This window comes from Maribacter sp. HS (genome assembly GCF_048059195.1).
GTDB classification, from domain to species: domain Bacteria; phylum Bacteroidota; class Bacteroidia; order Flavobacteriales; family Flavobacteriaceae; genus Maribacter; species Maribacter dokdonensis.
In genome coordinates this window covers 413625-434073 of the sequence record NZ_JAYLVV010000003.1, presented here as the reverse complement: position 1 = coordinate 434073, position 20449 = coordinate 413625, and the positions used below count along the sequence as shown (strand labels likewise).

Below are 20449 nucleotides of genomic sequence, written 5' to 3'. Positions count from 1 at the left end.
GTAAAACAGCTATATAATTATTAAAATAATACTATGCATGCATAATTTTTTTCAAATTACTATTATTGGTATAAAATAATCTGTATCTTAACCCACAACTAATTTTAAACTATAATTAAGAATGAGAGCAATACTACTTTTAGCATTGATGATTATGGGAACCTTTACGTATTCCCAAACTAATATCAGTGGTAATGTTGTTGACCAGGACAACGTGCCTATCCCCGGGGCCAATATTGTTATTGTTGGCAAAACCATTGGGACTGTAACAGATTTTGATGGTAATTTTAATTTGGCTACATCAGAAGTGCCACCTTTCAAAATAGAAATATCAAGTATTGGTTATACGAGTAGTACAGAAGATATTACTAGTGCGAACCAAACTATTAACGTGGTATTAAATGAATCTCAAACCTTTTTGGATGAGGTAGTCATATCTGCTTCAAGAACTCCTGAGCGTATTTTTGAATCTCCGGTAACCGTTGAGAGAATTGGTATTTCGGAAATAAAGAATACCACGGCTGCCGATTTTTATGGTGGTCTTGAAAATCTTAAAGGTGTAGACGTTAACACAAACAGTTTAACATTTAAATCGGTTAACACCAGGGGTTTCGCATCTTTTGCCAATACACGTTTTATGCAACTTGTAGATGGTATGGACAACTCTACACCTGCATTGAATTTCCCTATTGGTAATTTAGTTGGTCTTATAGAACCAGATGTGTTAAGTGTTGAATTGTTGCCTGGGGCATCATCTGCACTATATGGGGCAAATGCATTTAATGGAATTTTGTTTATGCGAAGTAAAAGCCCTTTTGACTATGAAGGTATCAGTGTATCTATTAAACAAGGTATTACTTCTCAACAAGCTTCTGGAGATAATTCTTATACTGATTTTGGTATTAGGGCTGCACATAAGTTCAGCGATAAGTTTGCGGCTAAGGTTAATTTTGGTTACTTAAAAGGTACGGACTGGGCTGCTAATAATACAGATGATAGAAATACAGTTGGTGGTACGCGTGATAACCTAAACTATGACGGTATTAACGTTTATGGTGATGAGGTTGCTACCAATATTAAAGAGGTTGCACTTACGCTAGAGGGCTTAGGTGTTTTACCTTCTGGGGCAAATGCTTTGGTGCCTTCTGAAATTGTTAGTAGAACCGGGTATAATGAAAGTGATCTAACCAATTACAATGCAGAAAGTATTAAAGCGGATTGGGGCTTGTATTATAGACCCATTGAAGATAATAGTTTAGAAATTTCTTATGTAGGTAAAGTGGGTACAGGTAATACTATTTATCAAGGTACTAATAGATATAATATTGCTGGTTTCTTTCAAGAACAACATAAATTGGAAATCAAAAATGATAACTTTTTTGTAAGGGGTTATGTAGTTGGTGATAAAGCTGGTGATTCTTATGATATGGTTTTTACCGGAATTAATATTAACAGAGCATGGAAAGATGATAATACATGGTTTGGTGAATATACGGGTGCATATGTACAGGCAACATTGGCAGGTGCTACTGACCAGCAGGCACATGCTGCTGCAAGGGCACAAGCTGAATCTGGTAGACTATTGCCAGGTACGCCAGAGTTCGAAGCTGCATTTAATAGGGTAATAAAAGATCCGGATTTAAGTGTAGGGTCACAATTCTATGATCAATCTAAATACTACCATGCTGACGCTAATTATAACTTTAGTCATTTAATTGATTGGGCGGAAATACAAGTTGGTGGCTCTTTTAGAGAATATAGTTTAAATTCTTTAGGTACTATTTATACAGATTCAGAGGAAGACGGACCTATTGATTATTCAGAATTCGGAATTTATTCACAGGTTCAAAAGACTTTACCTATGGCAGGAGAAAAAAGTTTAAAACTAACGGGGTCTATCAGGTATGATAAATCTGAGTTTTTTGATGGTTTTTATTCTCCAAGATTGTCTGCAGGTTATACATTGAACAGAAATCATAATATAAGAGCGTCTGCTCAAACAGGATTTAGAAATCCTACTACTCAGGATCTGTTTATTGGTTTGGATGCCGGTAGAGCAATTTTAGTTGGTTCTGCACCTGATAATTTAGAGCAATATTCAAGAGATTTTGATGTTAGTGCAACAGGTCAGTTGTTAGGTCAACCTTCGTCGGTTACACAAACTGGTGCAGCTGCATATAATAATTCTTACTCCGCAGCTTCTGCCACCGCTTTGGCTGAGACAGGTGACCCTTCGGTTCTTGAAGTTGCAAATCCAGATTTAGTGAAGCCAGAAAAAGTAACTTCTTTTGAAATCGGGTATAGAGGTAAGGTCGATAAATTAGTTATTGATTTTAGTACCTACTATAACAGCTATCAAGATTTCATCTCTCAAGAGGTAGTTGTTGCTCCTTACTATGGAGAAGTTGGTGATGGCGGACTTTCAGTTGCGGCAATAGCTAATGGAGATTTCCAGGCATATAGTACATACACCAATACTGATGCTAATGTTAATTCTTATGGAGCATCTATTGGTCTTGATGTTAAGGTGTTGGGTAATTTTGATTTAGGTGGTAGTTATACATTTACAAAACTGGATTTTGATCGTGAAGCCAATCCAGATGTAATGCTGAACTTCAATACTCCAGAACACAAGTTTAAAGCTTCTTTTGGTAATAAGGAACTTTTTGAAAATTTCGGGTTTAATGTGTCCTTTAGATTTAGCGATGATTATTTCTGGGAAGCTACTTTTGGTAATGGTGTAATCCCTGAATTTCATGTAGTTGATGCGCAAATTAACTATGAAGTTCCAAGTATAAAATCTTCTTTCAAATTAGGGGGTACAAACCTAACGGGTAAAGAATATAACACTGCGTTCGGTACGGGTCTTATTGGGTCTATGTACTATGTTTCTTGGACAATTAACAACTAATTAAAATCAAAAGTTGAAATGAAAAACTTAAAATATTTATATATTTCTTTAGGTGTCTTGGCTTTTACGGCTTGTAACGACCCAGAAGATGTTGATTTAGAACCAGAGGTCATTGTAGAGGAATTGCCCGCGTTAACTGCTGGTTCTGCAGATTTCTCTAATTATGTTTCATTAGGTAACTCTTTAACGGCAGGTTTTACAGATGGAGCTTTATTTCAAGCTAGTCAGACATTGTCTATGCCCAATCTGTTATCGCAAAAATTTAGCCTTGCAGGTGGGGGTAGTTTTAGTCAACCTTTAACCAATGATAATATTGGTGGTCTTGCACTTGCGGGTACTAGAATACAAGATCCTAGACTAGTATTTGGTGGAGCGGGTCCCGTTTCTTTAGAATCTTTAATTGGGGATGTAACCGTTACCACGGATATTGCTTTAAATAACCCAACAGGACCTTTTAATAACCTAGGGGTGCCTGGTGCAAAAAGTTTTCATTTGTTAGCACCGGGATATGGTAATATAGCTAACGTACAATTAGGTCTTGCTAATCCTTATTTTGTAAGAATGACCGGTGCCACGCCAGATATTAGCGTTTTAGAAATGGCAGTTGGTCAGTCCCCTAGTTTTTTCTCTTTATGGATAGGTAATAATGATGTGTTAGGATATGCCACTACGGGAGGTGACGGAACAGATCCTATTACGCCTATTTCCGGTGCGCCAGGTCAAGGTTTTGATGGTAGTTATGGAGCTTTGATCGCAACGTTAACTGCAGGTGGCGCTCAAGGGGTCGTTGCCAACATTCCTAATGTTACAGATGTGCCTCATTTTACAACAGTGCCACATAACCCGTTAGATCCTACCAATCCAGATTTTGGTGATCAAATTGCTACTTTAAATGGCATTTTTGGGCAATTGAATCAAGTGTATGCTTTCTTGGGTGTGCCAGAGCGCTCCATAGAATTTTCCACAACCGCGGCAAGTGAAGTCGTAATAAGAGATGAAACGTTGACCGATTTGTCAGCTCAAATAGCTGGTGTACTTAGTGCAAGTCCTACATTTCCGGCTTTTGTACAATCTTTTGGACTGCCGGTAGAAGCTGCGCCTTTAGTGGCGGGGTTATTGGGTAGTACTTATGGGCAAACCAGAGAAGCAACTGCAAATGATTTGTTCGTATTACCAAGTTCTTCTATTATAGGAACGGTAAATATAGAATCTGTTACTGCTCTTATGGCTGCAGGTTTACCACAGACATTGGCAGGACAGTTTTCAGTGGAAGGTATATCATTGCCATTAGAAGATAAATGGGTGTTAATTCCTAGTGAGCAAGAAGAAATTGCCGTGGCTACAGCGGCTTTCAATCAAATTATAGAAGCTACGGCTAATCAAGCAGGTTTAGCTCTAGTTGATGCAAATGGACTATTGAACCAATTGGCGAATGGAGGAATAACAAGTGGTGATTTTACATTAACCTCAAATTTGGTAACTGGTAGCGCATTCTCTTTAGATGGTATACATCCAACTGCAAGAGGATATGCATTGTTGGCTAATGAATTCATGAAGGCAATAGATGCAACGTATGGTTCTAATTTTGAAGAATCCGGTAATTTGTTGAACGTAGGAGATTATCCTACGAATTACCCGGCATCACTACAATAATTGTGTGTAAAATATGAATTTAGGAAAGGTGCTCTTAGGGCACCTTTTTACTTTTGTAAAAAAGAAAAAAAACAGTTTTTCTTTAAAATTGAAAACTATATCTTTGCAGCCTGAAAATGAGAGCATATTTTTCAGGTTTTATTAAACGTAATATATAAACATATAAGTAATGTCAAAAGTTACAGGTAAAGTTTCGCAAATCATTGGCCCCGTAGTTGATGTAGAATTTCAATCAGGTGCAGATCTTCCTAAAATCTATGATTCTTTGGAAATTGTCAATAAGGACAAATCAAAATTGGTTTTGGAAGTTCAATCTCATGTTGGCGAGAATACGGTAAGAACTATTTCTATGGATTCTACCGATGGTCTTAGTAGAGGGGTTGAAGTAGTGGCTACAGGTAGTGCGATTCAAATGCCGGTAGGTGATGACGTATATGGTCGTTTGTTCAATGTAATCGGTGATGCTATCGATGGTCTTGGTAATTTGCCTAAAGCAGGTGAAGCCGGACTTCCAATACATAGAGAAGCTCCAAAATTCGAAGATCTTTCTACATCTACGGAAGTTTTGTTCACTGGTATTAAGGTTATCGATTTGATCGAACCTTATGCAAAAGGTGGTAAAATTGGATTATTTGGCGGTGCCGGAGTAGGTAAAACGGTATTGATCCAAGAATTGATCAACAACATTGCTAAAGGTCATGGTGGTCTTTCAGTATTTGCAGGAGTAGGAGAAAGAACTCGTGAAGGAAATGATTTGCTTCGTGAGATGTTGGAATCTGGTATTATTAAGTACGGTGATGATTTCATGCACTCTATGGAAGATGGCGGATGGGATTTGACCAAAGTTGATAAAGAAGCTATGAAAGGTTCAAAAGCGACATTCGTTTTTGGTCAAATGAACGAGCCACCTGGAGCACGTGCTAGAGTTGCACTTTCAGGGTTGACAATTGCTGAATATTTCCGTGATGGAGCAGGTGATGGTCAAGGTAAAGATGTACTTTTCTTCGTAGATAACATTTTCCGTTTTACCCAAGCAGGTTCTGAGGTATCGGCGTTATTAGGTCGTATGCCATCTGCGGTAGGTTACCAACCTACGTTGGCTACGGAAATGGGTGCTATGCAAGAGCGTATTACGTCAACTAAAAGAGGTTCTATTACTTCGGTACAAGCGGTTTACGTGCCTGCGGATGATTTAACGGATCCAGCACCGGCAACAACTTTTGCTCACTTAGATGCAACAACTGTATTGTCTCGTAAAATTGCCGAGCTTGGTATTTACCCTGCGGTAGATCCTTTAGATTCGACGTCAAGAATTCTAACAGCTGAAATTTTAGGGAAAGAGCATTACGCATGTGCGCAAAGAGTAAAAGAGCTTTTACAACGTTATAAAGAACTTCAGGATATTATCGCCATTTTAGGTATGGAAGAATTATCTGAAGAAGATAAGTCTGCGGTAGGTAGAGCAAGACGTGTACAACGTTTCTTATCTCAACCATTCCACGTAGCAGAGCAGTTTACAGGTATACCGGGTGTTTTAGTTGATATCAAAGAGACTATCAAAGGATTTAATATGATTATGGATGGTGAATTAGATCACTTGCCAGAATCAGCTTTTAACCTTAAAGGTACAATCGAAGAAGCGATTGAGGCTGGTGAAAAAATGTTGACTGAAGCGTAATTAAGTTCAGAGTTTAGAGTTCAGAATTGAAACTCATAGCTCATAACTCATAAGTAAAAGAGATATGTATTTAGAAATTGTATCACCAGAAGCAACCTTATTTGCTGGCGAAGTAACATCAGTTACGGTACCTGGTATAAATGGTGAGTTTCAGATGTTAAAAGATCACGCTCCAATTGTTTCTTTATTACAAGAGGGTAAGGTGAAAGTTGCGGGCAATATAACTCTAGATAAAGAGTATGCGTCTAAGTTCACTAAAGATGCTGCCGGGAATACGGTCTTAGAAATTTCTAGTGGTACTATTGAACTTAAGAATAATAAGGTAATTGTACTAGCGGATTAAGTCACTAGTTATATTAGTTATAGAGAAAAAGCCATACGATAAGTATGGCTTTTTTCGTTATTTAATATAAGTGGTTAAGAAGAATATAATTATATCAGAAGGAAATCGTCCTCTATGGCAACTTGTCATTGCAGCTATACATTATACGGCAATAACTACATTGTTATTTTTTTATTTTATTGATTTTGAATTTTCTTTTGAAACAGAAGTACTAAAGAAAGGAATACGGACTATTGAATTAGTTATTTTTCTTCTACCTAGCGCACTGGCTTTTTCTGTAGTAAAGGATGTACTATTTGATTTGAATAATAAAAAGTACAAAATTCAGTATTGCGTAGGACCAATAAAATTTGGTAAATGGAAAAAACTACCTGAAATTGAGTATGTTTCTGTTTTTAAACAACCTTTGGCTAATGGTAATTTTGTATTCGAAGCAAACTTATGGTATAGCACAAATAAGCATTTTAATATATTTGAAAGTGAATTAAAGAATCCGGTATTTTTATTGGGTAAAAACGTTGCAAAAGCTCTAAATGTAGATTTATTGGATGCAACTGTTCCTAATGATTATAAATGGATAGAAATTGAGATAGAGAATTAATCAACTCGTCTTCAAAGAAATCAATTCCCAGTCTTGACCCAAAGAATGATAAGTGCAAATTTTCTCAAAACCAACGGCGTAATGTGCACCTAATGACCTGCTGTTTGTAGCATCAACTTCGGTAATTATGGCATCATATTTTGGGTAAGAGGCTTTTTTCATGGCGTTATAGAGTCCACGGAAAACACCCATTTTTCTATGGGTCTTGGCAACACAGATTTGCCCCATGGTAATAAAATTTTTAATGTTTACATTTTCCAATTCGGTAAACATTGGTCTTAGAACTGAAATTTCATCTTTAAAATCATCAGTCATTGAAAGTGCGTAACCTACTACCTTATCACCATCTTTTGCGATAATATGGGGGCAGGCGTTGTTCATTCTAGTTAGCACATCTAAATTGTGATGTACGGTTACAAATCCTTCTTGTTGCATTTCTAGATCGGAAACAGCTGATTTTAAATTCATCTGTTGTAAAGAAAGAATTTGTATTAATTCTTCTTTGGTTGTGGCGGTGGTATATATTAAGCTCATTTATTCAACTTTTAGCCAAGCTTGGCGGGCTTTTAATACTTTTTTTGTAGGAGCTTTGTCATTTTTCTCCACTAAGTTAATGGCATAGTCTGGTTCAGAGGTTAAAATGACCTCAGTTTTTCTTTCCATACCATCTCTTAAAAAGGTTATTGAAAGAGTGTCTTCTGGTTTGAATCCTTCATTGATAAACGTATTAAATTGAATTCCATTAGGGAATGATTCTCCGTTTATTGAAGTAATGATATCGTCTTTATCTAATCCGGCAAGGTAAGCCGGACTCCCAATTTTGGTATTGCTTCCAATTTTACCGTTTAAATCATCTGTTATAGATACAGCGGCACCAAAATAGGCTATTTCTGCATTTTGAGACATACTTATGCCAACTGTTTTAAATAGTTCGTTATACTGCGGCATTTCGCTTTTATAAACAAAACTATTAAAGAAGTTATTGCCGAATGTTTTACCGGCGTACGTGTTCAATAGTTCGTTCAAATTTTCAATGGTATAAGGTTTTTCGGTTTTACCGTAGGTTGACCAAACCAGCTTCATAAAATCATCTAAATTAAGACCTTCATTACGTAGTTGTAAATCTAAAGCTAACCCAAGAACACTGCCGTAAGAGTAATATGAAATAAAGGTATTTTCTCTATTAACGGGGTCTACGGAAGTTGCCGCATCTACAAAAGGAGCTTGGTAACTCATTTCTATAGGGTTAAAGAATTGTCTTGCAGGTGAATTCCACACATAGTTAAAAGTGCCTGTTAATCCTTCTACATATTTTTCAGGTGTAATTAAGCCTGCCCTGCATAAAATAAGGTTGGTATAATAACTTGTAAAGCCCTCTGCAAACCATAATTCACCACTCATGTTCGCTTCTTCAAAATTAAACGGTTCCAAAGATTTTGGTCTAATACGTTCCACATTCCAGCTATGAAAAAACTCATGTGAAACGGTCCCTATATTTCTATCCATGCCACCATTTGATAATGTTCTGGTGCTGGTCAAAATTGTAGAATTTCTATGCTCCATGCCATCACCGGAAGCATTTGGTACATAGCAAGCAATAAAAGTATAAGAACCATAATCAAATGCGGGTAGCTCTCCGAATATTTCTTTTTCGGCAAGAACCACTTTTTTTACTTTCTCAAAATATGTGGATGCTTCTTCTTCGGTACATGGACCATGTAACGCTAATTTTATGGTTTGCCCGTCTATATTGAATTCCCTTAGTTTGTGATTGCTTAATTCGGTTGGGCTATCCATAAAATATTGCAGATTTGGAGCGCTATAGGTGTTGTTTTTTATTAAAGGTAATTGTGTAGCTATCTTCCAATTTAAATCATCTCTGGTTTTAAAATCTACAGTGATTTTTCTTGTGCTTAGGGATGGGGCGTACATAAAGGTTGCCGGTATATTCAAATGGGCGTGTGTCTCATCAATTTGAGAATACGTTCCGTCCGCTCTATTGGCATAAAGTGTATAGGTGATTTTTACAGTGCCATCATGTTTAGGAACAAGCCATTCATATGGGTTGTTTTTTGAAATGGGTAGTGCATCTCCCTTACTGTCAAATGCCTTTAAGTTATATAAGTTTTTAGCGAATTCATGAAGTGCATACCTACCTGGTGATGTGCGACTCATCCTAAGTGATAAAGTGTCTTCAACTATTTCGTTGAAGGTTGCTGAAATATCGGCTTCGTGATGTACCGCATTATCAAATGATATTACATAGGTACTAGATTGTGCGGTAATACTTGAAATATGTAATCCTAAAAAAAGTAAAAGGGTGAGATAGCGCATATCTTAGATTTTTAGCTAAGATAATGAAGCTGGTAAATGAATGTTGGAAAAATGGATTCTAAAATGAAAATATGGGGTGATAAGTAGGTGGGACTTATACAATTCCGTTTTTTTCGAATTTTTCTATAATGTTATCTTTAATACCTTTTAAATGAAATTCTGTAATTGGTTTGGTTACAAAATCCGATACCAAGGACTTTTTCTTTAAACGTTCAATATCATCTCTATATGCAGAAGAAGTAAGCACAAATACCATACAATTATCTGTAGTTGCAATAGATTCTAATTTATCCATAAACTCCCAGCCGTTCATTATCGGCATATTTAAATCAAGAAAAATAATGTAATTATGGGATTTCGAATAGGAATTGCTGAGATGTTCTATTGCAGGCTTTCCATTTGAGAAATTTAATATTTCACCCTGTAGTTCGGCATGATCAATTCCTTTTTCCAGTAAAAATGTAAAAATGGGATCGTCCTCAATTATTATAAGTTTATAATTCATTTATTTTCGTCTAAATCGATGGCATTTATGGTATTGTCTACAATATCTTTAATAACATTGTCAATTTCATCTGCCGATGTAATTATATAATTGAGAATTTGCTCTCTTTCTTCAAGCTTTAATTTTTCTTTATCGTCTCTTAATAAGTCTACCAAGCCCATTAATCTTGCTACTGGAGCTCTAACGATATGTGATTGGGTCCATGCAATTTTTTTCAATTGGGCATTTTGTTCCTCAATGGCATTTAAATGTTGAACCTTGGTGGTAACATCTTTAGAATTTACCACAATTCCTTTTAATGAGGGCTCGTCTATTTTGTTGGTAACAATAGTTTCTAACCAAATCCAGTGTCCGTCCCCATGTTTAAATCTAAATGGCTTAATGGCTACCTGGTTAACTTTTAGAATTTTAATAAACTCATTAAACACTATATTGTAATCATCTGGGTGCACATAATCGAACGCATTAGTACCCATAAATTGTTCTGGTGTAATATTCAAGATTTTTGTGGAAGTAGGACTTGCATATGTGAAGTTGGCATTTTCATCCATAATACAGATCATATCGCTGCCTTCTTGCACTAAGGTTTTATATCTGCGTTCACTTTGCTCTAGTTGTTCTTTTGCAATTCTGGTGTCATTAATATCTCTAGAGGTTATAATAACCCCTTGAATTGAAGGTTCGTGTATTTGGTTGGATACATTGGCAACAAACCATCGCCATTCACCCAGTTTATTTTTAAATCTAAACGGTTCTATCTTTATAGAACTATTTTGGGTTATTTTGTTGAACTGTTTTTTTACACGCTCTAAATCATCTGGATGTATGTAATCGAAAGCGTTTTGTCCTTCAAATTCTTCTGGACTAATTTGGATAACCCTAGTAGCACTTGGACTTACATATTTGAAATTACCTTCGGCATCTAGTATAGTTATGATATCACTACTCTCTTGTACCAAAGTCTTAAATCTACGTTCGCTATTTTCTAATTGAAGTTCCGCTTTTTTCTTTTCGGTATTATCTCTGGCTATGCAATAATATACACGATCTTTTTCATCCCAGTTAGAGGACCAAAGCATAGGTACGGCATGACCATCTCTATGAACGTATCTATTTTCAAAATTGACTACTTTATTTCCGGACAAAACAAATTCGGCATTTTTTTCTGTTGAAATTATATCTTCTTCGTGTATCAGTTCATTATATCTAGTACCAATAATATCTTTTGGTGCATAGCCCCAAATATCGTTTACTGCTCTGTTAATACTTAAAAAGTATCCTTCCTCATCAAGGGTGCATATGATATCTAAAGAAGTGTCCATTATTTTTTGCATCTCCTCTTTTGCACTTAATAAAACTTGCTGAGATAAGATTTCTGAGGTAATGTCTTTTGAGAAACAGGTAATCCCTATTTTTCCCCCCTCTTTGTTATACATTAAATCAAAGGAGGTTAATCCATATGTCGTCCAAAATTTACTGGGGTCTTGTATTTTCTGTTTGACCGAAAAACTACCAGTTTTAATTGCCTTGGTATAATAAGATTTCCATTTTTCCGTAATACTACTAGGTACGCTTGTAGAAAAAACAGAGTCTCCTTCATTGAAAGGTTCACCTTGGATTTTTTTAACCAGTTCGTGAAATGCAGTATTGGCTGTAATTAGTTTAAAATCCAAATCTATAGACCACATGAGGTCCCTAGTGCTATTGATCATAGCCTCTTGGTTGTTCTTGACCCTACGAAGCTCGGTTGTAAAGCTTTTTTTCTCTGTTATATCTTGTAAAGTACCGTACATAACTAACGGTTCTTTAGCTTCGTTCCATTTTAATACCTTACCTTTTTCAAGTATCCATTTAAATTCCCCATTTTTTTGTAAGAATCTGTATTGTACGCTACAATCTTTAGATGGGTATTGTAAGCATTGTAGCATTTTTTTCTCAACTTCAGCTACATCCTCAGGGTTAATTAGTTTAAACCAGTCATCGGTTGTAAAATTTTTTACGGTATTGGGATCTATGCCCAAAATGTCAATACCTTGTGGATTTAAAGTAAAGGTATCGTTTGCGAAATTGCGTTCCCAAAAGCCTATGCCGGTGGCAGAAACAATGTTGTCTAAAAGTCGACCCTTTTTCTCAAGTTCAATTTTTTGGTCTTGTTCAATTTTTTTCGCCTTACGTAATTCTAAAAGATGAACAACTTGTTTGGCTAAGGTTTGTAGTCCGTCTATTTGAGTTTCATTAAGTTGCCTTGATTCATAATCGATAACACATAATGTACCAAGTCGGTGTCCATCGGCTGTGGTTAATGAGGCACCGGCATAAAAACCTACATTGGGGTCTTCTGTAACAAGTTTATTGTCTTGAAATCGTTTGTCTGCATGAGTGTCCTCTACTACTAGTACATCTAAATCGTCGGTAATAACATGCTTGCAAAAAGATTCTTTTAAAGGAGTACCATTACCTTCAAATCCGAAGTGTGATTTAAAAAACTGCCTTTTATCATCAACTAATGAAATTAAGCTTACAGGGGTATTACAAATAGAAGCGGCTAAAGATGTAATTTCGTCATAGATAGCTTCTGGATTAGTATCCATAACATCAAAAGAAATCAATGCTTTTAATCTATTAGTATCTAAAATATTTCTCCCTTTCATGGTTATCTTGGTAAGAAGATAGTTACTTATTCTAATATTCTAAAATAATAGTAAGAAATTTCTTTAAAAAAAGAGGCAAAAATAGTATTTAAGTTTGTTTATCAATGCATTTAATTGATTTTTTCTTCAATACAACTAAATTTTATGATCATCTAAGTGGTTATCTATCAGATTGATAAATGAATATTTGCAACGTTTTCAATCAAAACCTTAAAGGATTGTCAGTGATATTGATAAGATGGTAGAAAAATTTCATGAAATTTTCAATTTGGTTATAATCCTTTCATAGAAAAGTTATTTTTGTGCTATGAGCCAATTGCCTAATAGATTAAAGCGAGTTTTAGAAACGCGTAAAAAAGAAGGTACTTTACGTACACTTAATACCACAGAAGGTTTAATTGATTTTTTATCTAATGATTATTTAGGTTTTGCTACTAACGAGACCTTATTTTCTAAAACTTTTCAATTATTATTGACTGAAAGTGTTGCCTCAAATGGTTCTGGAGGGTCAAGATTATTATCTGGAAATCATAAATTATTTACTAGGTTAGAATCTCAATTGGCCACCTTTTACAAATCTAATGCGGCATTGGTTTTTAACTCTGGGTATGATGCCAATATAGGGCTATTTAGTACTCTTCCCCGGAAAGGCGACCTGGTATTTTATGATGAGTATATACACGCTAGTATACGAGAAGGGTTACGTTTAAATAACGCCAAATCCTATAGTTTTTCACATAACGACCTTGCTGGTTTAAAAGAAAAAATAGCTTTGAATGTAGCTAGAAATGAACATGAAACATACACGGTTTTTATTGTAACGGAAAGCATTTTTTCCATGGACGGAGATTCTCCTGATTTGAAAGCCTTTGCTAAATATGCGAAATCAAATGAGTATTGTCTAATAGTGGATGAAGCTCATGCGGTTGGGGTATTGGGTAATAATGGTGAAGGAATGGTGCCATTGTTGAAATTGGAAAAAGATGTTTTTGCTAGAACGGTAACTTTTGGTAAAGGATTTGGTTGCCATGGTGCAGCAATACTTGGCTCTGAAGATTTGAAAGATTATCTAGTTAATTTTGCAAAATCATTTATATATACTACTGGTCTAACACCACATTCATTGGCTACAATTATAACTGCTCATGAATTTTTAGATGAACTTGGTAAAGCACCTAGAACATTACTATTTGAAAACATTGAGTACTTTAAAAAACAAGTAGCATCACATAAATTAGAAGCTTGTTTTTTGCCAAGTGATTCTGCTATTCAAGGTTGTATTATACCTGGTTCTAAAAACGCAAAAGAAGTAGCGAATAAGATGCTGGATAAAGGTTTTAATTTAAAAGCTGTTCTATCGCCAACGGTGCCAGTAGGACAAGAACGGTTAAGAATTTGTTTACATAGTTATAATTCAAAGGAAGAGATTGGGCTTTTGGTAAAATTATTGGCTAGTTATATGTAGTGGTCTATGGAGAATAAATTCTATCAATTGGCATCTTTTGAATATGTTGCCGATGTGCAAATTGTTAAAGGTAAACTAGAATCTGAGGGTATCCCCGTTTTTCTTAGGGATGAGAACACCTTGAACTCAGATCCATTGATCAGTAATGCCATTGGTGGGGTAAAGTTACAAGTGTATTCTAAAGATAAAGAAAGGGCAATTGCTATCTATAACAGTATTAGAACGTACGCCTTGGATAATAATGGAAAACCCATTGTTTGTCCTAATTGCAAAGCCCAGAGATCAGAGCCATATTATAACAGTAAGGGTATATTTTATAAACTTTTTCCATTTTTCGAGAAAAGAAAATATAAGTGCCTAAATTGTAACATGATCACTAATTCAAAGTAAGAAAATATGCAAAAGATTTTTGTGACAGGAATTTCTACCGAGGTAGGTAAAACTATTGCATCAGCAATTTTTGTTGAAGCATTGAAAGCCGATTATTGGAAACCGGTACAGGCAGGAGATTTAGAGAATACGGATACGGATAAGGTAAAACGTTTAATATCTAATGATAGGTCTAAGTTTCACTCAAGCAGCTATAATCTTAAATTTCCCATGAGTCCGCATGCTGCTGCCGAGATTGAAGGTGTCACTATAGATAGGTTTCACATTAACGAGCCAGAAACGGATAATAATTTGATCATAGAAGGGTCTGGTGGTATATTGGTACCGCTTAATGATGAAGATACTATGTTCGACATTATAATGCCAGATTATAAAGTGGTTGTGGTATCTAGAAATTATTTGGGCAGTATCAACCATTCTTTATTGACAATACAATGGTTGTTACATAAAGGATATGAAGTTTCGGTATTGTTCAGTGGAGAAGCAAATCCGCACACGGAGAATATCATACTGCATAAAACCGGTGTGTCGTTAATTGGTAGAATAGACGAAGAAAAAGAATTCACAAAAGAGGTTATTAAAAAATATGCCGACAAATTTCAAGGAATATTACAAACCTTATAATCGCTGTAAAATTGTAGCATTATCTACCGTTGCGAATTAAGCATAGTGTTTTGCAAGGTAGTCGTCTATATATTGGTTTTCCTCAACCTCTTTTTTGTCAAAAATTCGTTTTCCTGTCCTTATAACGATGGTTTTAGGTTGTAGTTCTTCCATGATAAACTTTAGTTCTTCAATAGACTTTTTTCTCGGATTTTTGAAAAAGGTAAAAAGTTCATCCCTACAAATATTACTAGGATGTGTAGAGGCTGTAGTTGGTGGTAAGGTTCCTAAGTTCCAATAACCAATATGATATTCAAAGAATAGTACGTTCTTGGTTTCTAGTTGGTTTTCTAAAATGAATTGTGAGGTAGAAAAACCTTCTCCATTGAAAATAGTGCCTTTTTCAATCTTATTATTTATAACATTTACATACTCCAGATAACTTTCTGCTGGAATCAATAGACCAATTACGGCTAGGTAAGCCGGTATTTTTGGTTTATGAACTGTAATAAGGTTGTTAACAACAACACCTACTAAAATTAAAAGCATTGGGTGTAGCTGAATTAGGTAATGGCCATTGATTCTTCCTCCTTTTGCAAAAGAAAATAATACACCTATAATGGTAATTAATAACAGCTGTATATTTCTATTCTTAAAGTCTAGATTTTTACTTTTATGGGCATAAAACAAAAATACAGCTGTAATAACGAAGATGGGTGCTAGTTTAAAAACAGAATAACGTCTAGCTTCTGTATATTCTAAAGGAGCAAGAATTACGGACTCCCACCAGGTATACGTTATATCGTTCAAAAAATATGGGGTTACCGTGGCCAGAATAACGGTTAGGGCTCCGGTACCAAATAAGACAACCTGTACAAAGCTTGTTTTTCTGTTAGTGAAAATGGACTCATAGCATAAGAAAAATCTTAAGAACAGAATTGGGAAAGCCATGTTCAGCTTAACCATCACTGTTGCGCCCACTAGTATGCCAGATAAAAATTTAAAAAGCTAGAGTTTTTTGAAAGCAAAAGATAGATAGACGGTACAAAGAAAGCCATACAAATATGTTCTGACATTACCCCTTGTAAGCTGCCAAATAGGCTTAGCAGAACAACGCAGATTATCCCTATAAATACGGACACCTTTTTAGAGACTAGGGACAATGCTATTTTATATGTAAAGAATGCGGTTATAGCTACTAAAACTACACCGGCAAAGCGTATGGCAACAAAACTTTTGCCAAATATGGATATGATAGCCGTAAAAAAGCAAAAGTTAAAGGTGGTTTTAGGTCCCACAAATGGGTATAAGGTAAAAATCCGTCAACCCAAGATTGACCTAGAAGAATAAAGGTACTTTCGTCACGATCTACATAGTCTCTAAAGAAAAAGGGAAATCGAATAAACAGTGTAATTAATGAGAGTAATAAGAACACCGTAGTATCCTTCATTTGGGAAAAAGCTAAAAGTGCATTTCTGTTTCTTTCTAAGGGCATCTGATTATTGCAGTTTATTTCCCGATCTTTGCAAGATAGATAAAATGGCGAATTATAAATTCTATGACTGTAGAAAATCTATCCAATAGAGATAAAAAACATTTATGGCATCCGCTTACACAACATAAGTTGGGAAAACCCCAGCTGCCTATTGTAAAGGCTAAAGGAGCTGTCTTGTTCGATGAAGATGGAAATGAATATATAGATGCGATCGCTTCTTGGTATACGGTAATGTACGGCCACGCCAATGAACAGATTGTTTCTGCGATTACACAACAGATGCAAACCTTAGACTTTGTAATGTTTAGCGGATTAACGCATGAACCTGCAATTGAATTGTCTGAAAAATTAATGGAAATATTGCCTAACAATCAGGCTAAGATTTTCTTTAACGATAATGGTTCAACGGCCGTTGAGGCAGCAATAAAAATGGCATTTCAATTTTTTCATAATAAAGGAGAGAAAAGAGATACATTAATTGCTTTTGAGGATGGATTTCATGGCGATACGTTTGGTGCAATGAGTGCATCGGGACTATCATCATATAACGGTCCGTTTGAAGATTTTTTGTTAAAAGTAGAACGTATTCCCGTTCCAACAGAAGACAATTTAGAAGAGATTAAACAGCTGCTCTCTCAAATACTAAAGATCAATAAATGCGCCGCTTTCGTATTTGAACCATTGGTACAAGGTGCGGCCGGCATGAAATTCCATTCGGCTAAAGGTTTAAATGAATTAATAGAAATTTGTCAAGAAGAACATATTTTATGTATCGCCGATGAAATAATGACCGGTTTCGGTAAAACGGGTAAAAATTTTGCCTCTGATTATTTGGAAAACAAGCCAGATATCATGTGTTTGAGCAAGGCTTTGACGGCAGGTATGTTCCCGTTAAGTATTACCAGTTGTTCTCAAGCGGTGTATAACGGATTTTTAAGTGATGAGGTACATAAAGGTTTTTTCCACGCTCATACGTTCAGTGCTCACCCATTAGGTTGCGCAGCAGCTTTGGCAGGTATTAAATTATTGAACTCTCCAGAAATTGTGAAGAAAAGGTTAGCTATTCATATGGCTCACAATACCTATGTACAAGAAATTAAATCACACCCAAAAGTTGCGGAAGTAAGGGTTAAGGGCGTAATTTTGGCCATTGACTTAAATATAGAAACAGAACGTTACGGTAATTTAAGAGATAAGCTATATGGCTTCTTTTTAGAAAGAGGTGTTTTATTAAGACCTTTAGGGAATACCGTTTATGTATTGCCGCCCTATGTAATTAAAAAAGGAGAGCTTCAGAAGGTTTATGAGGCCATAACGGAAGCATTGAACACTTTTTAGAATAGACATTGAAAGAGAAAATATCAATAACGTCCATAGCTTCAATTTCACCTCTGGGATCTAGTCTAGATGAAATTTGGAAAGCCTATCAAAATAACCAACATTATTTTTCACTTGAAAATATCAATGAAGCCAAAACCTGGGTTGCACCTTTAGCAACATCTGCTCAGGTAATGGTAGCATCATTACGAGGGTCTGATAGTAAATATAAAAAGTTAGATAATAGTGTGTTATTTGCTATGATAGCCTCTAGGATGGCTTTTGAACAATCTGGTTGGAGCAATACTTCTGATTTTGGAATCAATATGGGTTCATCAAGAGGGGCAACCAAGTTGTTTGAAGAATATCATTCTGAATTTTTAAATACAGGTATTTCATCCACACTCAGCTCACCAACAACCACGCTAGGTAACATATCTTCATGGGTGTCTCATGATTTAGGGGCTAAGGGACCGGACATTTCACATTCCATTACCTGTTCAACAGGATTACATTCAGTGCTGAACGGGGTAGCTTGGTTAAATAGCGGAATGTCTAGTAGGTTTTTGGTAGGAGCTAGTGAAGCACCTTTGACCAATTTTACCATTGCCCAAATGAAAGCGTTAAAAATATACGCAAAAGCACCAACGTTAAACTCGAATTCGGTAGTCGATAAGGCAACAGTAATTGAGCGTAGCCAAAATTATCCTTGCCAAGCGTTAAACTTTGAAAAGGAATACAATAGTATGATTTTAGGCGAAGCGGCATCAGTTGCGTGTTTGGAAACTGGGATTGTTGACAATGCTCTGGCTGTTATTGAAGGAGTGGGGTTTGCAACGGAAATTTTAAAACATAATACATCAATTTCCGCAAATGCCGTTTGCTTTCAAAAATCTATGAAAAAGGCTTTGAATGGGATAAATCCTGCTGAGGTAGATGCCATTGTAATGCATGCACCAGGAACCATTAAAGGAGATTCATCAGAATATAATGCGATCAAAGAAGTATTTGGTGATGATATGCCGCAATTGACTACGAATAAATGGAAAATTGGTCATACGTTTGCCACATCGGGTATGTTAAATTTAGAATTGGCAATACTCATGTTACAGAATAATGAAATGGTCTCAATACCTTATTCGAATCAGAAAACGCATGAAAAAGACCTGAAAAAAGTGCTTGTAAATGCGGTTGGATTTGGTGGTAATGCAGTAAGTATTTTGGTTTCTAAGAAAGAATAGAAGGTGTAAATCATTAATTTAAAAACCAACAATTATTTTTTCAATTTAAATTCAGTTATTTTTGAACCCTGGTAACAACCTAAGATTATATGAGCGAATCAAGACATAATTGGTCAAAAGAAGAAATTTTAGAAATTTACAACAAGCCTTTAATGGAGCTACTTTACGAAGCTGCAACGGTACATAGAAAAAATCACGACCCTAATACGGTACAGGTTTCTACATTACTTTCCATTAAAACTGGTGGTTGTCCAGAAGATTGCGGGTATTGCCCTCAGGCGGCGCGCTATCATACAGACATTGAAGGTAATGATTTAATGGCCGTATCTCAAGTAAAAGCTCAGGCGTTACGTGCAAAAGCATCTGGTAGTTCAAGGGTGTGTATGGGTGCCGCATGGAGAAATGTTAAGGATGGTCCTGAATTTGAACAAGTATTAGAAATGGTAAGAACCATCAATAAGCTTGACATGGAAGTTTGCTGTACTTTGGGCATGATCACAGAAAATCAGGCAAAGCGTTTGGCAGAAGCTGGTTTGTACGCTTACAATCATAATTTAGATACATCAGAGGATTATTATAAAGATGTAATTTCCACTCGTGCTTTTGAAGACCGTTTAGATACTATAGAAAATGTACGTAAGAGTAATGTAACCGTTTGTAGTGGTGGTATTATAGGAATGGGAGAGGCATTGGAAGATAGAGCAGGCATGTTGGTGGCGTTGACATCATTAAATCCACAGCCAGAATCAGTTCCAATTAATGCATTGGTTGCCGTAGAAGGAACGCCAATGGAAGATATTGAGCCCGTATCTATTTGGGATATGATTCGAATGGTGGCTACAACCAGAATTGTTATGCCAGAGACTCAGGTTCGTTTATCCGCTGGTAGAACAGAAATGAGTAGAGAAGGGCAAGCAATGTGTTTCTTTGCCGGAGCAAACTCTATTTTTGCGGGAGATAAGTTGTTGACTACTCCTAACCCAGATGTAAACGAGGATATGGAAATGTTCAAAATGTTAGGCTTAAATCCACAAAAGCCGTTTACAAAAGTATCACAGCCAAAAACTGTTGAAGCAAAGGATTCTCAATTAAAACCAATGGGCGAAAAACCGAAATGGTCAAGACCGGGTCATTCAATTGAGCGTAATGAAAATGCCAAGCAAAAGGCTAAAATTGTTGAATAATACTACATTAATACATTTTTAAGAAAATATTTTCTTAACGTTAATTACCTTTGGCATCCCTAAAAAAAACCAAGAGTA

Annotated in this window: 17 protein-coding genes; 11 read left to right on the top strand and 6 right to left on the bottom strand. The window is 35.9% G+C overall.

Annotated elements, in window-relative coordinates; all coding sequences use genetic code 11:
• Window positions 1-121 precede the first annotated feature (121 nt).
• The 5 genes from VBZ51_RS07000 (at window position 122) to VBZ51_RS06980 (ending at window position 7186) form a co-directional block, all read left to right on the top strand.
• Window positions 122-2911 carry a TonB-dependent receptor gene (locus tag VBZ51_RS07000; protein ID WP_416576479.1) on the top strand — a complete coding sequence of 930 codons (2790 nt, stop codon included), beginning with the start codon at window positions 122-124 and terminating at the stop codon, window positions 2909-2911.
• Window positions 2912-2929: 18 nt separating this feature from the next.
• Window positions 2930-4564: a G-D-S-L family lipolytic protein gene (locus VBZ51_RS06995; protein WP_416576478.1), complete on the top strand. Its 1635-nt coding sequence runs from the start codon at window positions 2930-2932 to the stop codon at window positions 4562-4564.
• A 169-nt stretch (window positions 4565-4733) separates the two neighbouring features.
• Entirely contained in the window at window positions 4734-6242 is a 1509-nt protein-coding gene (atpD, locus tag VBZ51_RS06990; protein ID WP_058104851.1) for a F0F1 ATP synthase subunit beta, read from the top strand.
• 64 nt (window positions 6243-6306) lie between these two features.
• Complete coding sequence (locus tag VBZ51_RS06985) at window positions 6307-6585, top strand: F0F1 ATP synthase subunit epsilon (protein WP_321825851.1); 279 nt, start codon at window positions 6307-6309, stop codon at window positions 6583-6585.
• A 70-nt stretch (window positions 6586-6655) separates the two neighbouring features.
• On the top strand, window positions 6656-7186 hold the full coding sequence (locus tag VBZ51_RS06980) for a hypothetical protein (RefSeq protein WP_416576477.1): 531 nt from the start codon (window positions 6656-6658) through the stop codon (window positions 7184-7186).
• On the opposite strand, the gene VBZ51_RS06975 is transcribed toward VBZ51_RS06980, so the two are convergent.
• The 4 genes from VBZ51_RS06975 to VBZ51_RS06960 all read right to left on the bottom strand — a co-directional run bounded on the left by VBZ51_RS06975 (window position 7187) and on the right by VBZ51_RS06960 (window position 12676).
• Complete coding sequence (locus VBZ51_RS06975; RefSeq protein ID WP_416576476.1) at window positions 7187-7720, bottom strand: GNAT family N-acetyltransferase; 534 nt, start codon at window positions 7718-7720, stop codon at window positions 7187-7189.
• Complete coding sequence (locus tag VBZ51_RS06970; protein WP_416576475.1) at window positions 7721-9520, bottom strand: M61 family metallopeptidase; 1800 nt, start codon at window positions 9518-9520, stop codon at window positions 7721-7723.
• 94 nt (window positions 9521-9614) lie between these two features.
• Complete coding sequence (locus VBZ51_RS06965; protein WP_416576474.1) at window positions 9615-10025, bottom strand: response regulator; 411 nt, start codon at window positions 10023-10025, stop codon at window positions 9615-9617.
• Window positions 10022-12676 carry a PAS domain S-box protein gene (locus VBZ51_RS06960; RefSeq protein ID WP_416576473.1) on the bottom strand — a complete coding sequence of 885 codons (2655 nt, stop codon included), beginning with the start codon at window positions 12674-12676 and terminating at the stop codon, window positions 10022-10024. Before VBZ51_RS06960 ends, VBZ51_RS06965 begins: the two co-directional genes overlap by 4 nt.
• A gap of 307 nt (window positions 12677-12983) precedes the next feature.
• Between VBZ51_RS06960 and VBZ51_RS06955 the strand changes: the two genes are divergently transcribed.
• Genes VBZ51_RS06955 through bioD form a run of 3 tightly spaced genes read left to right on the top strand, consistent with a single transcriptional unit; the run spans window position 12984 to window position 15155 of the window.
• The gene (locus tag VBZ51_RS06955; RefSeq protein ID WP_416576472.1) at window positions 12984-14141 is read left to right on the top strand and encodes an aminotransferase class I/II-fold pyridoxal phosphate-dependent enzyme; all 1158 of its coding nucleotides are present in this window, start codon (window positions 12984-12986) and stop codon (window positions 14139-14141) included.
• 6 nt (window positions 14142-14147) lie between these two features.
• Window positions 14148-14531, top strand: coding sequence for a DUF2007 domain-containing protein (locus tag VBZ51_RS06950; RefSeq protein ID WP_099190890.1), 384 nt, complete (start codon window positions 14148-14150; stop codon window positions 14529-14531).
• A gap of 6 nt (window positions 14532-14537) precedes the next feature.
• Window positions 14538-15155, top strand: a complete 618-nt coding sequence (gene bioD / locus VBZ51_RS06945) for a dethiobiotin synthase (RefSeq protein WP_416576471.1) — start codon at window positions 14538-14540, stop codon at window positions 15153-15155.
• 36 nt (window positions 15156-15191) lie between these two features.
• On the opposite strand, the gene VBZ51_RS06940 is transcribed toward bioD, so the two are convergent.
• A complete protein-coding gene (locus VBZ51_RS06940; protein WP_416576470.1) occupies window positions 15192-16115 on the bottom strand; it encodes a hypothetical protein in 924 nt (307 codons plus the stop codon).
• Window positions 16116-16338: 223 nt separating this feature from the next.
• The gene (locus VBZ51_RS06935; protein WP_416576469.1) at window positions 16339-16629 is read right to left on the bottom strand and encodes a hypothetical protein; all 291 of its coding nucleotides are present in this window, start codon (window positions 16627-16629) and stop codon (window positions 16339-16341) included.
• 63 nt (window positions 16630-16692) lie between these two features.
• On the opposite strand from VBZ51_RS06935, the gene bioA reads away from it, so the two are divergent.
• The 3 genes from bioA to bioB all read left to right on the top strand — a co-directional run bounded on the left by bioA (window position 16693) and on the right by bioB (window position 20371).
• Window positions 16693-17967 carry an adenosylmethionine--8-amino-7-oxononanoate transaminase gene (gene bioA / locus VBZ51_RS06930; RefSeq protein ID WP_416576468.1) on the top strand — a complete coding sequence of 425 codons (1275 nt, stop codon included), beginning with the start codon at window positions 16693-16695 and terminating at the stop codon, window positions 17965-17967.
• A gap of 8 nt (window positions 17968-17975) precedes the next feature.
• Entirely contained in the window at window positions 17976-19187 is a 1212-nt protein-coding gene (locus tag VBZ51_RS06925) for a beta-ketoacyl synthase N-terminal-like domain-containing protein (protein WP_416576467.1), read from the top strand.
• A gap of 89 nt (window positions 19188-19276) precedes the next feature.
• The gene (gene bioB / locus VBZ51_RS06920; protein ID WP_416576466.1) at window positions 19277-20371 is read left to right on the top strand and encodes a biotin synthase BioB; all 1095 of its coding nucleotides are present in this window, start codon (window positions 19277-19279) and stop codon (window positions 20369-20371) included.
• Window positions 20372-20449 lie beyond the last annotated feature (78 nt).